This is a genomic window from Streptomyces sp. NPDC003042, assembly GCF_053591315.1.
This window is the reverse complement of the sequence record NZ_JBSFTP010000118.1, coordinates 1-13,556: the sequence shown is the minus strand read 5'-3', so window position 1 is coordinate 13,556 and position 13,556 is coordinate 1. Positions and strand designations below refer to the sequence as shown.

General features: G+C 72.6%; 11 protein-coding genes, 1 rRNA gene and 1 pseudogene. 8 read left to right on the top strand and 5 right to left on the bottom strand.

The genetic code is table 11. From position 1 onward, the window contains the following. Positions 1 to 93: ribosomal RNA gene (gene rrf / locus ACWDYJ_RS34015) — 5S ribosomal RNA — on the top strand; the annotation flags it as partial. 204 nt (positions 94 to 297) lie between these two features. On the opposite strand, the gene ACWDYJ_RS34010 is transcribed toward rrf, so the two are convergent. The 5 genes from ACWDYJ_RS34010 to ACWDYJ_RS33990 are packed head-to-tail and all read right to left on the bottom strand — an operon-like array spanning position 298 to position 5,737. Next, complete coding sequence (locus ACWDYJ_RS34010; protein WP_451569472.1) at positions 298 to 1,608, bottom strand: DUF58 domain-containing protein; 1,311 nt, start codon at positions 1,606 to 1,608, stop codon at positions 298 to 300. Next, positions 1,608 to 2,570 carry an AAA family ATPase gene (locus ACWDYJ_RS34005; RefSeq protein WP_451569471.1) on the bottom strand — a complete coding sequence of 321 codons (963 nt, stop codon included), beginning with the start codon at positions 2,568 to 2,570 and terminating at the stop codon, positions 1,608 to 1,610. Before ACWDYJ_RS34005 ends, ACWDYJ_RS34010 begins: the two co-directional genes overlap by 1 nt. Further along, positions 2,567 to 3,769, bottom strand: a complete 1,203-nt coding sequence (locus ACWDYJ_RS34000; RefSeq protein WP_451569470.1) for a DUF4350 domain-containing protein — start codon at positions 3,767 to 3,769, stop codon at positions 2,567 to 2,569. Before ACWDYJ_RS34000 ends, ACWDYJ_RS34005 begins: the two co-directional genes overlap by 4 nt. Further along, positions 3,766 to 4,446 (bottom strand): DUF4129 domain-containing protein, encoded by a 681-nt coding sequence (locus tag ACWDYJ_RS33995; RefSeq protein WP_451569469.1) that lies wholly within the window; start codon positions 4,444 to 4,446, stop codon positions 3,766 to 3,768. The genes ACWDYJ_RS34000 and ACWDYJ_RS33995 overlap by 4 nt, the downstream gene beginning before the upstream one ends. 7 nt (positions 4,447 to 4,453) lie before the next feature. Next, positions 4,454 to 5,737 carry a hypothetical protein gene (locus ACWDYJ_RS33990; protein WP_451569468.1) on the bottom strand — a complete coding sequence of 428 codons (1,284 nt, stop codon included), beginning with the start codon at positions 5,735 to 5,737 and terminating at the stop codon, positions 4,454 to 4,456. A 235-nt stretch (positions 5,738 to 5,972) separates the two neighbouring features. Between ACWDYJ_RS33990 and mtrA the strand changes: the two genes are divergently transcribed. From mtrA to ACWDYJ_RS33955, 7 genes and pseudogenes are all read left to right on the top strand, one after another. Beyond that, a complete protein-coding gene (gene mtrA / locus ACWDYJ_RS33985; protein ID WP_451569467.1) occupies positions 5,973 to 6,662 on the top strand; it encodes a two-component system response regulator MtrA in 690 nt (229 codons plus the stop codon). A 1-nt stretch (position 6,663) separates the two neighbouring features. Next, positions 6,664 to 8,667, top strand: coding sequence for an MtrAB system histidine kinase MtrB (mtrB, locus tag ACWDYJ_RS33980; RefSeq protein ID WP_451569466.1), 2,004 nt, complete (start codon positions 6,664 to 6,666; stop codon positions 8,665 to 8,667). Then, positions 8,654 to 10,525 carry an LpqB family beta-propeller domain-containing protein gene (locus tag ACWDYJ_RS33975; protein WP_451569465.1) on the top strand — a complete coding sequence of 624 codons (1,872 nt, stop codon included), beginning with the start codon at positions 8,654 to 8,656 and terminating at the stop codon, positions 10,523 to 10,525. The genes mtrB and ACWDYJ_RS33975 overlap by 14 nt, the downstream gene beginning before the upstream one ends. A gap of 116 nt (positions 10,526 to 10,641) precedes the next feature. Next, complete coding sequence (locus tag ACWDYJ_RS33970) at positions 10,642 to 11,364, top strand: ComF family protein (RefSeq protein ID WP_451569464.1); 723 nt, start codon at positions 10,642 to 10,644, stop codon at positions 11,362 to 11,364. 353 nt (positions 11,365 to 11,717) lie between these two features. Further along, positions 11,718 to 12,413 (top strand): ribosome hibernation-promoting factor, HPF/YfiA family, encoded by a 696-nt coding sequence (hpf, locus tag ACWDYJ_RS33965; protein ID WP_451569463.1) that lies wholly within the window; start codon positions 11,718 to 11,720, stop codon positions 12,411 to 12,413. 184 nt (positions 12,414 to 12,597) lie between these two features. Continuing rightward, a complete protein-coding gene (locus tag ACWDYJ_RS33960; protein WP_451569462.1) occupies positions 12,598 to 13,341 on the top strand; it encodes a response regulator in 744 nt (247 codons plus the stop codon). A gap of 96 nt (positions 13,342 to 13,437) precedes the next feature. Further along, positions 13,438 to 13,556: pseudogene (locus ACWDYJ_RS33955) on the top strand (IS982 family transposase); the annotation flags it as partial.

The following is a 13,556-nucleotide window of genomic DNA, read 5'->3' as shown; positions in this document are numbered from 1 at the left end:
ACGCCCGGTTACATTCCGAACCCGGAAGCTAAGCCTTTCAGCGCCGATGGTACTGCAGGGGGGACCCTGTGGGAGAGTAGGACGCCGCCGAACAATCATTGTGGGAAAGCCCCGCACCTTAAATGGTGCGGGGCTTTTCTGCGTTCCGGGCCCGGTCGCGCCGGCCGTCGGGCACGATGAGCGGCACCCGGAGTCGCCGGCGGTGGTCAGGCTGGTCGGCCTCGACAGCTGACGCTGACCACACGCCGAGAGCGGCTGCCCGTTGCCGGGCCGCCGCTCTCGGTCGTGCGATCGGGCTCAGAGGCGGCCGGCGGCCTTGAGGGCGAGGTAGGCGTCGGCCAGCGCGGGGGCCAGAGTGTCAGGGGTGGAGTCGACCACGTGGACGCCGTGGCGGGAGAGCTGCTCGGCCGTGCGGCGGCGCTGAGATTCGGACTGGGTGCCCGCGGCGGCCTCGTAGACGGCGTCGACGTCGCCGCGGGACTTCGCCATCTCGGCGACGTGCGGGTCGGCCACCGAGGCCAGGACGACCGTGTGGCGCTGGGTGAGGCGGGGGAGGACCGGGAGCAGGCCCTCCTCGATCGGTGCCGCGTCCAGGCTGGTCAGCAGGACGATCAGGGAGCGGCGGGGGGCGCTGCGCAGGAGGGTGGAGACCAGGCTGCGGGAGTCGGTCTCGACCAGTTCCGGTTCGAGGGTGGCCATGGCGTTGACGAAGGCCGGGAGGGTGTCGGCCGCCGAGCGGCCCTGGACCTGGGCGCGGGGTCGGCGGTCGTAGGCCAGCAGGTCGACGCGGTCGCCGGCGCGGGTGGCCAGCGCGGTCAGGAGCAGGGCGGCGTCCATGGCGGAGTCGAGGCGGGGGGCGTCGCCGACGCGGCCCGCCGACGTGCGGCCGGTGTCCAGGCAGATCAGGATGTGGCGGTCTCGCTCCGGGCGCCAGGTGCGGACGGCGACCTTGTTCTGGCGGGCGGTGGCCCGCCAGTCGATGGAGCGGGTGTCGTCGCCCGGGACGTAGTCGCGCAGGCTGTCGAACTCGGTGCCCTCACCGCGCGTCAGGACGCTCGTACGGCCGTCCAGTTCGCGCAGGCGGGCCAGGCGGGACGGGAGGTGCTTGCGGCTCGCGAAGGGCGGCAGGACGCGGACCGTCCACGGGACGGAGTGCGAGCCCTGGCGGGCGAGCAGGCCGAGGGGGCCGTACGAGCGGATGGTGACGCGGGCCGCCTGGCGGTCGCCGCGCCGGGTGGGGCGCAGGCGGGTGGTCAGGCGGCGGCGTTCGCCCGCGGGGACGGTGAGCTCGTGGCGGGACGCGGGCCCCTCGGTGCCCGGGATCCAGCTGCTGGGCGGCCAGGCGTCGCGGACGCGGGCGCGGAGTGTGCGGGTGCCCGGGTTGGTGAGGGTGAGGTGGACGTCAGCGGTCTCGCCCAGGCGTACGGAGGTGTCGCCCGAGCGGGCCAGCCGCAGGGTGCGGACGGGCACCGCGAGGGCGTAGTCGACCGCGCAGGCGAGCGCGAGGCTGCCGTTGACCGCGAGGATCCCCGCCCAGCTCGGTTCGAGGATGCCGACGGGGAGGCTGCCGAGGGCCGCCAGGAGGGCGGCGCGTCCGGTGAGGGCCATCAGCGCGGGACGGGGACGTGGGAGAGGATCGCGGTGATCACGGAGTCCGGCGTGACGCCCTCCATCTCGGCTTCCGGGCGGAGCTGGACGCGGTGGCGCAGCGTCGGGAGGGCGAGGGCCTTCACGTCGTCGGGGGTGACGTAGTCGCGGCCGACGAGCCAGGCCCAGGCGCGGGAGGTGGCCATCAGGGCCGTCGCGCCGCGCGGGGAGACGCCGAGGGTCAGGGACGGCGATTCACGGGTGGCGCGGCAGATGTCGACGACGTAGCCGGTGATCTCGGGGGAGACGGAGACGAGGGCGACGGCTTCGCGGGCGGCTGCGAGTTCCTTGGGGCCGGCGACGGGGCGGATGCCCGCGGCGTGCAGGTCGCGCGGGTTGAAGCCGGCGGCGTGCCGGGTCAGGACGCCGATCTCCTCCTCGCGGGAGGGCAGCGGGACGGTCAGCTTCAGCAGGAAGCGGTCCAGCTGGGCCTCGGGGAGGGGGTACGTGCCCTCGTACTCGACCGGGTTCATGGTGGCGGCGACGAGGAAGGGCTCGGGGAGCTTGCGCGGGGTGCCGTCGACGGTGACCTGGCGCTCCTCCATCGCTTCGAGGAGCGAGGACTGGGTCTTGGGAGGGGTGCGGTTGATCTCGTCGGCGAGGAGGAGGTTGGTGAAGACCGGGCCGTCCTGGAAGGAGAACTCGGCGGTGCGGGCGTCGTAGACGAGGGAGCCCGTGACGTCGCTGGGCATCAGGTCCGGGGTGAACTGGACGCGTTTGGTGTCGAGTTCGAGGGACGCGGCGAGGGCCCGTACCAGGAGGGTCTTCGCGACACCGGGGACGCCTTCGAGGAGGACGTGGCCGCGGCACAGGAGTGCGACGACGAGACCGGTGACGGCGGAGTCCTGGCCGACCACGGCCTTTCCGATCTCGGTGCGGAGCGCTTCCAGGGAGGAACGGGCGCTGTCCGTGGTGGCCGTCATGAGGTGCGGACCTCTCTTTCGAGGGCGTCGAGGTGGTCGGCGAGCGCGACGAGTGCCGCGTCGTCGGCGGGTGTGGTGCCGAAGAGGATGGTGCTCACGTCGTGCGTGCCTTCGCCCCGGCGGGCGGACACGGCGGGGACCAGTGAGACGGGGTCGTGGGCCTGGGTGGCCGGTACGCCGACCAGTGCGGCGAGGCGTTCGCGGGCGGCGGCGCGCAGCACGGTGGCGGCGCGGTCGCGGGCCGCGGCCTTGCGGTAGAGGCGGGCGCGGCCCTCGGTTGCCTCGGAGGCGCGGATCGCGACGGGCAGCCTCTCGGTGACGAGCGGGCCGAGCCGGCGGGCGCGCCAGAGGGCGGCGAGGACGGCGGCCAGGAACAGCTGGAGCACGGCCCAGCTCCAGCCTGCCGGGACGAGCTCGAAGAGGCTCTTCTCCTCGGAGGCGTCCTCGGCGGGCATGTCGGCGAGGGTGGGCAGGTACCAGACGAGATCCGGGCGGGTGCCGAGGAGTTGGAGGGCGAGGGAGGCGTTGCCCTCCTTCGCGAGGCTCTCGTTGAGGAGGATCGTCCCGGAGCCGAGGAGGACGGTGTCGCCGCCCTTGGTGGCGGCGGGCAGGACGAGGAGGGTGGCGTGGCCGTCGCTCGGGTAGCAGGCGGTGGCGCCGGTGAGGCCGGTGGTGTAGCGCGGGCCGTCGCCGGTGCCGGCGCGGCCGGCGGTGGTGGCGGCGGGCAGGGGGCACCCGGGGTCGAGGTTTTCCTGCTCGGCGACGGCCTTGGTGCGCGCCTCGGGAGCCAGGCCCGGGAGGCTGAGGTCGGGGCCGATCAGGATGGTGCGGCCGCCGGAAAGGTTCGTGGCGGAGCGGATGGAGCGCTGCTGGCTCTCGCCGAGCAGTTCCGGGTGGGCGACCAGCAGGGTGGTGCGGGGGCCGGCCGCGGCGGCGGCCTCGGCAGCGTTGGTGACCACGCGGGTGGTGACGCCGCGCTCCTTGAGCAGCTGGGCGACGGCCCGGCTGCCCTGGGGGTCGGTGGAGCGGGGGTCCAGGAGGCCGTGGTGGTCCCCGGCCTGGAGTCCGGCCAGCAGGACGGCGGCGGCGAGCAGGATGCCGAGGGCGAGGAGGAAGCCGCGGGTCCGGGCCCAGAGCTGGGCGCCGGTGAGGGCGGTGGACGTGGTGCCCGGGGCCGGGTCCTGGGTGGGGCCGGTCATGCGGTGGGTCCCGTCAGGAGCGGCTTGGCACGTTCGAGGGCGAGGTCGAGGGTGCGCAGGCGGGCGTACGTGTCGGGGCCGGCGGTGCGGCCGCCGTAGGTGACGTCGTCGAAGGTGCGGGCGGCGGCGCGCAGTTCCGCCGTGTGGTCGGGCAGGGAGACGGCGGCTTCGGCGGCGGCCTCGTCGGCGGTGCGGCCGGGGCGCGGGTCGAGGAGGGTGCGCTCCTCCAGGGAGCGGACGACGGCGCGCATGCGCTCCTGGGCGGCTTCGGTCCAGCGGCCCGCGGCGGCGTGGGCTTCGGCGGCGGAGCGGTGGTCGGCGGCGCTGCGCAGGCCTTCGTCGAAGAGGTGGGCGGCGCTGGTGGCGGTCCGGCGGGGCGAGCCGAGCCGCCACCACAGGGCGGCGACGGCCAGCACGATCACGAGGACGACGGCGAGGATGCCGATCCCGCCGCCGGGAGTGGCCGCCGCGGCGCGCTCGAAGAGCTCGCCGACCCATTCCCAGAAGCGGTCCAGGGCGCGCTCGAAGATGCTCGGCTCGTTCTGGTGGTAGGCGGGCTTGGACAGCTCGCGCTCCGCCGCCTCGCGGGCGGCGTCGCGCGGTGTCGTCAGCGGTGGTGTCTCGGCGCCGGGCAGCAGGGCCGCGGCGCCGGTGACGATGAGTCCCCCCGTTCTCATCAGCGCTTCAGCCTCCGGTGACCGGTCCGTCGCCGCCGGGCTGCGGGGCGCTGGGACCGTCGTGTTCGAGACCGGCGGCGCGGGCGAGGTCGAGGTCGAGGGCCTCGCGGCGGATGCGCTGGTCGATGTACAGGAGGGCGGTGACGCCCGTCTGCATCGGCATGGTGACGGTGAGCCCGACGACCGAGCCGATCGCGGCGATGATCAGGAAGGTCCAGCTGAGGCCGGCGGAGCCGTTGAACAGGGAGTCGAAGCCGCCCGGGGAGAAGTACACGGCGACGACCGCGAACGGTACGACGATCACCATGGTGGTGACCCACCGGATGGCCCAGGTGAGCAGGCTGATGCCGAAGACGCGCCACCAGGCGCCCCTGACCAGCTTCGCGGAGCGCTTCAGGGCGTCGGTGACGCTGCCGCGCTCCAGCATCAGCGCGGGCGGCGCCAGCGCGAACGTCACGTAGAACCAGGCGAGCAGCACGATCCCGACGGGCACGCCGATCGCGACCAGGCCGGCGCTGTCCGCCAGGATGCCGGGGAGCGCCGGGAGGATCCCGGCGGCGAGCGAGCCCAGGAACAGCAGGACGGTCAGCCCGAGCATGCGCGGTGCCAGTGGGCGTACGGCGCGCAGGGTGGTGGAGACGGTGGAGCTCTGGCCGAGGACGGCGCGGCTGACGACGGGCGCGAGGAGTGCGGTGACCAGGAGCAGCCCGAGCAGCTGGAGGTAGTAGTCGGTGGCGTAGATCAGCATCGCGTCGCCCATGGCCGCGATGGCTTCCGACGGGCTCGCCGGGTCTTCGGCCGGGACGACGAGGCTGTCCATCGTGAGGCGCTGCAGGAGGAGTATGCCGAGCTGGATCAGGGAGGCGACGACCAGGCTGATGGAGAGCACCGAGCGCCAGTGGCCGCGCATCGTGCTGACCGCGCCGTCGAGGATCTCGCCCAGGCCCAGGGGGCGCAGGGGGATCACGCCGGGCTTGGCGGCGGGGGGCGGGCCGCCCCATCCGCCGGGGGTGCCGGGGTAGCCGTACTGGCCGCCGTAGGGGGCGCCGTAGGGCGGGCCGGGCTGCTGTCCGGGCTGGTGTCCGGACTGGGGGCCGTACGGTCCCCAGCCGGCGCCCTGCTGCTGCGGGGGCGGCGTCTGGCCGGCTGCCGGGCTCGACCACTGCCCGGGGGGCGGCTGGGCGGCCGACCATTTCGAGTCGCCGGAGGGCTGCGCGGGGGGCCGGCTGCTGTCGGAGCCCTGGCCGTCGGACGGGGGTCCGGGCGTGGCCCAGCCCGGAGAGTCGTTCATCGTCGCTCCTTCGCGTGCACCTGCCGTGGCGGGCGCGCTGGTCGGCTGCCATCGTGCCATGTGGGAACGTCGTACGGACCAGCCGTCCCCCAGGATCTCGGGTCGCCCGTCCCTTCAATTGTCGCGCGGATCCGGGGCAGACTGGTCGCCCTGATCACCACGCAGGTCCGAGGGGCGATTTCCAGCCCTTTTGGCTGTGGGACAGCTCACCGCCAGGTAACGATTAGCTAATGGGATGATGTCAACCATGAAGGGACGAGTCCTTGTCGTCGACGACGACACCGCGCTGGCCGAGATGCTCGGCATTGTGCTGCGTGGAGAAGGTTTTGAGCCGTCGTTCGTAGCTGACGGTGACAAGGCGCTGGCTGCCTTCCGGGAGGCGAAGCCGGACTTGGTGCTGCTCGACCTCATGCTGCCCGGAAGGGACGGCATAGAGGTGTGCAGGCTGATCCGGGCCGAGTCGGGTGTGCCTATTGTCATGCTCACCGCCAAAAGTGACACGGTGGATGTCGTGGTGGGCCTGGAATCCGGTGCCGACGACTACATCGTCAAGCCGTTCAAACCCAAGGAGCTGGTGGCAAGGATCAGGGCGCGACTGCGCCGGACGGAAGAGCCCGCGCCCGAGCAGCTGGCCATCGGTGACCTCGTCATCGACGTGGCCGGGCACTCGGTCAAGCGCGACGGCGGCTCCATCGCGCTGACCCCGCTCGAGTTCGACCTGCTGGTCGCCCTCGCGCGCAAGCCCTGGCAGGTGTTCACCCGCGAGGTGCTGCTGGAGCAGGTCTGGGGCTACCGCCACGCCGCGGACACCCGCCTGGTCAACGTGCATGTGCAGCGACTGCGCTCCAAGGTCGAGAAGGACCCGGAGCGCCCCGAGATCGTCGTGACGGTGCGCGGTGTCGGCTACAAGGCCGGACCCAGCTGAGATGCGGGCCGGCGTGCCCCGGGACGGCTCCCGAGGGGGAGCCCGGCGGGGTGGCCGGCCGCTCCGGGGCGGAGCCGTCGGCGGCCCCGTCCTGCGGCTGTGCGTACGACTCGTACGCCGGCCGCTGCTTCCCGCTGTCCGGCTGTGGCGGCGCAACATCCAGCTCAGGGTGGTCGCGGCGACCCTGCTGATGTCGCTCGCCGTGGTGCTGGCGCTTGGCTTCGTCGTCGTCGCCCAGGTCAGCAGGGGCCTCCTCGAAGCCAAGGAGGAGGCCGCGCAGAGCCAGGCCGCGGGAGGGTTCGCGGTCGCACAGGAAAAGGCCAACACCCCCTCCGCGGTGGAAGGCCCCGACGCCACCGACAACAAGGTCGGCCGCGACGCCAGCACCTGGATGAACTCGCTCGTCAAGCAGCTCGCCAGTGGCGGCCAGACCGCCTTCGAGGTCGCCGCGCTCGGCGCCGGCGCCGGAGAACAGCCCGGCGGCGCCCAGGGCGTCAAGGGCGCCCGCGCCTCCGGCAACGTCGACCCGACGGCCAGCGTCCCGATCGAGCTGCGCCGGGCCGTCGACAACGCCACCGGCACCTTCAAGACCTTCTCGCAGATCCGCTACGCGGCCGGGTCCGAGGAGAAGGTCCCCGAGCCCGCGCTCGTCGTCGGCAAGCGGCTCAGCGACATCAACGGGGACCCGTACGGCCTCTACTACCTCTTCCCGCTCACGCAGGAGGAGGAATCCCTCAACCTCGTCAAGATGACCTTCGCCACCGCCGGCCTCTTCGTCGTCGTCCTGCTCGGCGCCATCGCCTGGCTCGTCGTACGCCAGGTCGTCACCCCCGTGCGGATGGCCGCCGGGATCGCCGAGCGGCTGTCGGCCGGGCGGCTCCAGGAACGGATGAAGGTCACCGGCGAGGACGACATCGCCCGCCTGGGCGAGGCCTTCAACAAGATGGCCCAGAACCTCCAGAACAAGATCCAGCAGCTGGAGGACCTGTCGCGGATGCAGCGCCGGTTCGTCTCGGACGTCTCGCACGAGCTGCGCACCCCGCTCACGACGGTACGGATGGCGGCAGACGTCATCCACGACGCCCGCGTCGACTTCGACCCGATCACCGCGCGCTCCGCCGAACTGCTCGCCGGTCAACTCGACCGGTTCGAGTCGCTGCTCTCCGACCTGCTGGAGATCAGCCGCTTCGACGCGGGCGCGGCCGCCCTGGAGGCGGAACCCATCGATCTGCGAGAAGTCGTACGCCGCGTCATCGACGGGGCCGAACCGCTCGCCGAACACAAGGGGAGCCGGATCCGGGTCCTCGGGGACAGCCAGCCCGTCATCGCCGAGGCGGATTCGCGCCGGGTGGAGCGGGTGCTGCGCAACCTCGTCGTCAACGCCGTGGAGCACGGCGAGGGCCGCGACGTGATCGTCCGGCTCGCCTCGGCGGGCGGGGCCGTCGCGATCGCCGTACGGGACTACGGGGTCGGGCTCAAGCCCGGCGAGGCCACCCGCGTCTTCAACCGCTTCTGGCGCGCCGACCCGGCCCGTGCCCGTACGACCGGCGGGACGGGTCTGGGCCTGTCCATCGCCGTCGAGGACGCCCGGCTGCACGGCGGCTGGCTCCAGGCCTGGGGCGAGCCGGGCGGCGGCTCACAGTTCCGCCTCACGCTGCCCCGGACCGCCGACGAGCCGCTGCGGGGCTCGCCGATCCCGCTGGAACCCGAGGACTCGCGCGCCAACCGGGCCAGGGCCGCCGCCGACGCGGCGGGGCGCGGCAGCGGGAGCGGTAGCGGGCCCGGCGTACAGCGCGGACCGGGCGGACACGGCGGACAGGGCGGGCACGGCGCGAACACCGCCGAGCGCGGCGACCGCTCGCCGATCCCGCCGCGGCCGGCGGTCACCACCGCCCTGCCGGTTCCCGCGGACCCCACCGCGCTACCGGGCAACGGAGCGCGCGTCGTGGCCCGGCCGACCGACCAGTCAGCAGCAACGGAGGATGGATCCGGTGGAGGACGCTGAGCGCACGCGGGGGGCGGGCTCCGGGCGCGGAAGGCCGCGGAGGGCCCCGGTCCGGTCCTGGGCGGCCCTCGGGGCGGCCGGCCTGCTGCTGGCCGGTTGCGCCTCGATGCCCGACCGCGGCGAGATCCGCCGGGTGGAGGCCTCGCAGGGCGTCGACTCCCAGGTCCGGGTGTTCGGCGTACCGCCGGCCGACAAGGCCGGCGCGGCCGACATCGTCGACGGCTTCCTGGAGGCGATGACCAGCGACGACCCGCAGCTGGACACCGCCCGCAAGTACCTCACCGAGGACGCCGCGAAGAACTGGCAGCCCGGCTCGGCCGTCACCGTGCTCTCCGCCGGCCTCAGCCGGGTTCCCGTCCAGAGCGAGAAGGATCCCGAGGACCCCGAGGAGCCGCGCTGGAAGGTGAGCGGCAAGAAGCTCGCGACGGTGGACGAGCGCAGCGCGTACCAGCCGGAGACCGGCGGCGGGCGCTACGAGGAGTACCTCCAGCTCGTCCAGGTGAAGGGGCAGTGGCGGATCGCGACCCCGCCCAGCAGCCTCGTGCTCAGCGAGTCCGACTTCCAGCGCATCTACAAGCCGGTCAACAAGTACTACTTCGCGGGTAATTCGCTCGTCGCCGACCCGGTGTACGTACGCCAGCGCAGCGACCCGGACTCCCGGATGGACCCGACCACGCAGACCGTGCGCTCGCTGCTCGCCGGCCCGTCCAAGTGGCTCGGCCCGGTCGTCTCCACCAGCTTCCCCGCCGGCACCGAACTGCTCGAGGGCACCAAGTCCCTGTCCTACGACGGCCAGAACACGCTGCGCGTACCGCTCAACCGCAACGCGGAGAGCGCCCCGCAGCCGCAGTGCCAGAAGATGGCCACCCAACTCCTGTACACGGTCCGCGACCTGACGGGCTCCCGCCTGGAACGCGTAGAGCTGCTGCGCGCCAACGGCAAGGCCTCGCTGTGCTGGGTGACCTGGGCGGCCGCCGAGGTCATCGCCAACCGGCCGCGGCCTCCGGAGCACCAGTACTACGTGGACAAGGACTTCCGGCTGGTCCGCATGGTCCTCGACGTCAACGCCGAGGACCAGCAGCAGGACAAGCCCGAGTTGGCGCCCGGGCCGCTGGCCACCGCCACCGGCTTCAAGGTGGGTTCGGCTGCCGTCGCCTACGACGAGAAGCGCGCGGCCGTCGTCTCCGACGACGAGCACGGGCTGTACGTGGTCACGCTGACGACGGCCGGAGCGATGCCGCAGCCGCTGCTGAGCAGCAAGGCCGGCAAGCTGACCGCGCCCAGCTGGGACGCCCACGGCGATCTGTGGATCGCCGAGCTCGACCCGCAGAACCAGCACCAGACCCTGTGGCGGGTGCCCGGCGGGACGGGGACGCCGCAGAAGGTGGACGTCGCCGGACTGAACGGCGGGAAGATCGCCGCCCTCAAGGCCTCCTCGGACGGCGTGCGCCTCGCGCTGCTCGTCGAGAAGGAGGGCGGGCGCAAGAACCTGTTCACCGGGCGGATCGAGCGGCCCGGGGGCACGGGGGCCACGGCCCCGGTGTCGGTGCGCGAGCTGCGCCCGGCGGCTCCGCAGATGGCGGAGGTGACGGCGATGAGCTGGGCGCCGCGGGGCCGGCTGCTCGTCGTCGGCCGGGAGAGCGGCGGGGTCGACCAGGCCCGTTACATGCTGGCGGACGGCTCGATGGTCGCGGCGAGCCTGCCCGGGGCCACCGGGCTGGTCGCGATCGCGGCCGCCGAGGACGAGACGCAGCCGGTGGTGGCGTTCTCCAAGGGCGACGGGATCGTGTGGCTGCCGCCGGGTGCGCAGTGGCGCACGGTGGCGGCGGGCGGCCGGGCGCCGGTGTACCCGGGCTGAGCCGGGCTGAGCCGGGCGCGCGGGTCTCCGAGATCCCCTGGTCGCCCGCGTTCCGCGTGTTCTCCGGGTTTTCCACAGGGGTGGCGGGGCCTCGGGCCGCCCGGCACGCTGGGCGTATGCGGGGATGGTGGCGGGAACTCGCCGGGCTCGTCCTGCCGGCCGACTGCGCGGGCTGCGGCGCTGCCCGCCGTGTGCTGTGCGAGCGGTGCCGGACGCGGCTGAGCGGTGCGGCGGCGGGGCTCGTGCGCCCGGCCGTGCGGCGGGGCGGCCCGGTGGGGCTGCCCCCGGTGCACGCCGGTGCCCGGTACGAGGAGCCCGTACGGGCGGTCGTACTGGCCCACAAGGAACGCGGGGCGCTGCCCCTGGCCGGCCCGCTCGGCGAGGCCCTGGCCGCTGCGGTGCTTCAGGCGGCCCGTGGCGGGCCCGGTGAACTGGCGCTGGTCCCGGTGCCCTCCGCGCGGCGGGCGGTGCGGGCGCGCGGGCACGATCCGGCGCGCAGGATCGCGCTGGCCGCGTCGGGGCGGCTGCGCCGGGGCGGGGTCGCCGCGCGCGTGGCGCCCGTGCTGCGCCTCCTGAGGCCGGTCGAGGACCAGGCGGACCTGGGGGCCCGGGAGCGGCTGGAGAACCTCGCGGGGGCCCTGGGAGTGTGCCGGGACGGCGCGCGGCTGACGGCCGGAGCGCGCATCCTGCTGGTGGACGACTTGATCACCACCGGGGCCACGCTCGCGGAGGCGGCCAGGGCCCTGCGGGCGGCCGGACTGCGGGTGGACGCGGCGGCGGTCGTCGCGGCGCCGGCCCGCTCATTCGTGCGGCGTAGGGGGCAAAAATCTTGTGAATAGATTTGGAACCACAAGGGAATGCGCATCGTTGCAGGTAGTAAGAGGGAAGAGCCACCTGAACGGAGGTATGTTCCGGTAGCGGGTGCCGCCAACGGGCATTGAGAGATATGTTCGGTTGTGAGGAACTGGCGATCCTAGGACCCCGGGTATCGGAGCACCAAGCCGTCCGTTTTTTGAATCTTCGTGTCAGAGGGTGTCTCTCTACTCCGAAGTCGGTGGGATGTAGATCTTGCCGATGGGGGAGGAGGAGGTGAAAGTCGCCAAGTCCGAGGCTCCGGTGTTCACCGGAGCCTGGTGCGAAAGGGAGACGCTTCGCCGCTAGCAGGCGGGGCTCTCCGGGAACGGAGTTCTGCGTGGACATCGTCGTCAAGGGCCGCAAGACCGAGGTACCCGAGCGGTTCCGCAAGCACGTGGCCGAGAAGCTGAATCCCGAGCGGATCCAGAAGCTCGACGCCAAGGTGATCAGCTTGGATGTCGAGGTGTCCAAGGAGCACAACCCGCGCCAGGCCGACCGTTCCGACCGCGTGGAGATCACCCTGCATTCGCGGGGCCCGGTGATCCGGGCCGAGGCCGCGGCAGCGGACCCGTACGCGGCGCTCGACCTGGCTCAGGACAAGCTGGAGGCCCGGCTGCGCAAGCAGCACGACAAGCGCTACACCCGCCGTGGCAGCGGCCGGCTCTCGGCGGCCGAGGTCGCCGACGTCGTGCCGGGCGTCGCTCAGCTGAACGGCAGCGGCCAGCCGGTCACGGAGGAGAAGGCCGAAGGGATTCCGACCACCCGGATCGGGTCTCTGGAAGTGCAGGGCGAGGGCCCGCTCATCGTTCGCGAGAAGACCCACTCGGCCCGACCCATGTCGCTCGACCAGGCTCTGTACGAGATGGAACTGGTCGGCCACGACTTCTATCTGTTCGTCGACTCCGAAACCAAGATGCCGAGCGTCGTCTACCGGCGCCACGCGTACGACTACGGCGTCATCCACGTGGACCCCGACGGTGCCTCCAGTTCGGGCGAGTCGGGTGCGGGCGCGGGCGGCGCGCTCGGCGGCTGAATCATTCATCGCCCCTGCGGGACGCTCAGGCGTTCCGCAGGGGCACCTGTGTGACGCGTATGAGCCAGACGGGTTCCGTCAGGCCTCCGTCGGGTGCTGCGGGCATGGAATCATGGCGGGCAGTCAACCGGCGGCCTGTCCGGCCCGGTTGGCACAGAGCTCAGCACATGCAGGGGGAGGAACGATGGCGGACAGCTTCGGGCCGGTGCGCGGGGAGAACGGCGCGGGCTGTCGTGAGGGGGAACCGGTGGCGGGAGACCCGGCCGGGGAGCCCATCCGGGTGCTCGTGGTCGACGACCACGCCCTGTTCCGGCGGGGGCTGGAGATCGTCCTCGCTCAGGAGGAGGACATCCAGGTCGTCGGTGAGGCGGGGGACGGGGCGGAGGCGGTGGACAAGGCCGCCGATCTGCTGCCCGACATCATCCTGATGGACGTACGGATGCCCCGGCGCGGCGGGATCGAGGCGTGCACCTCGATCAAGGAGGTCGCCCCCTCCGCGAAGATCATCATGTTGACGATCAGCGACGAGGAGGCGGACCTCTACGACGCGATCAAGGCCGGCGCGACGGGATACCTGCTCAAGGAGATCTCCACGGACGAGGTCGCGACGGCGATCCGCGCCGTGGCGGACGGGCAGTCGCAGATCAGCCCCTCGATGGCGTCGAAGCTGCTGACCGAGTTCAAGTCGATGATCCAGCGCACCGACGAGCGGCGGCTGGTGCCGGCGCCGCGATTGACGGACCGCGAGCTGGAGGTCCTGAAGCTGGTGGCGACCGGTATGAACAACCGGGACATCGCCAAGCAGTTGTTCATCTCCGAGAACACCGTGAAGAACCACGTGCGCAACATCCTGGAGAAGCTGCAGCTGCACTCCCGGATGGAAGCCGTCGTGTACGCGATGCGGGAGAAGATCCTCGAAATCCGCTGAGAGGCTGCCCGGCCCGTCCGTCAGCCCGGCCACAGCACCAGACGAGTAAGTCCTAAGTCTTCGGGCGCATGAAGCGAGGGTCTCGTTGATCCGTTTGTGACGACAGATCTCGAAACCCTGGCGACAGCACTGTACGTGAAGATCGATGACTCTCTGGCAGGAACGCGGCGGCCGGGGCGGCCTCCGAGGCTGACAGACGCGGAACTGCTGACCGT

Coding starts and splice junctions, on each gene's coding strand:
- ACWDYJ_RS33990 (WP_451569468.1), bottom strand. CDS start 5,737: ATGAACGACTCTCCGGGCTGGGCCACGCCCGGACCCCCGTCCGACGGC.
- mtrB (WP_451569466.1), top strand. CDS start 6,664: ATGCGGGCCGGCGTGCCCCGGGACGGCTCCCGAGGGGGAGCCCGGCGG.
- mtrA (WP_451569467.1), top strand. CDS start 5,973: ATGATGTCAACCATGAAGGGACGAGTCCTTGTCGTCGACGACGACACC.
- ACWDYJ_RS33995 (WP_451569469.1), bottom strand. CDS start 4,446: ATGAGAACGGGGGGACTCATCGTCACCGGCGCCGCGGCCCTGCTGCCC.
- ACWDYJ_RS34010 (WP_451569472.1), bottom strand. CDS start 1,608: ATGGCCCTCACCGGACGCGCCGCCCTCCTGGCGGCCCTCGGCAGCCTC.
- ACWDYJ_RS33970 (WP_451569464.1), top strand. CDS start 10,642: ATGCGGGGATGGTGGCGGGAACTCGCCGGGCTCGTCCTGCCGGCCGAC.
- ACWDYJ_RS34000 (WP_451569470.1), bottom strand. CDS start 3,769: ATGACCGGCCCCACCCAGGACCCGGCCCCGGGCACCACGTCCACCGCC.
- ACWDYJ_RS33960 (WP_451569462.1), top strand. CDS start 12,598: ATGGCGGACAGCTTCGGGCCGGTGCGCGGGGAGAACGGCGCGGGCTGT.
- ACWDYJ_RS34005 (WP_451569471.1), bottom strand. CDS start 2,570: ATGACGGCCACCACGGACAGCGCCCGTTCCTCCCTGGAAGCGCTCCGC.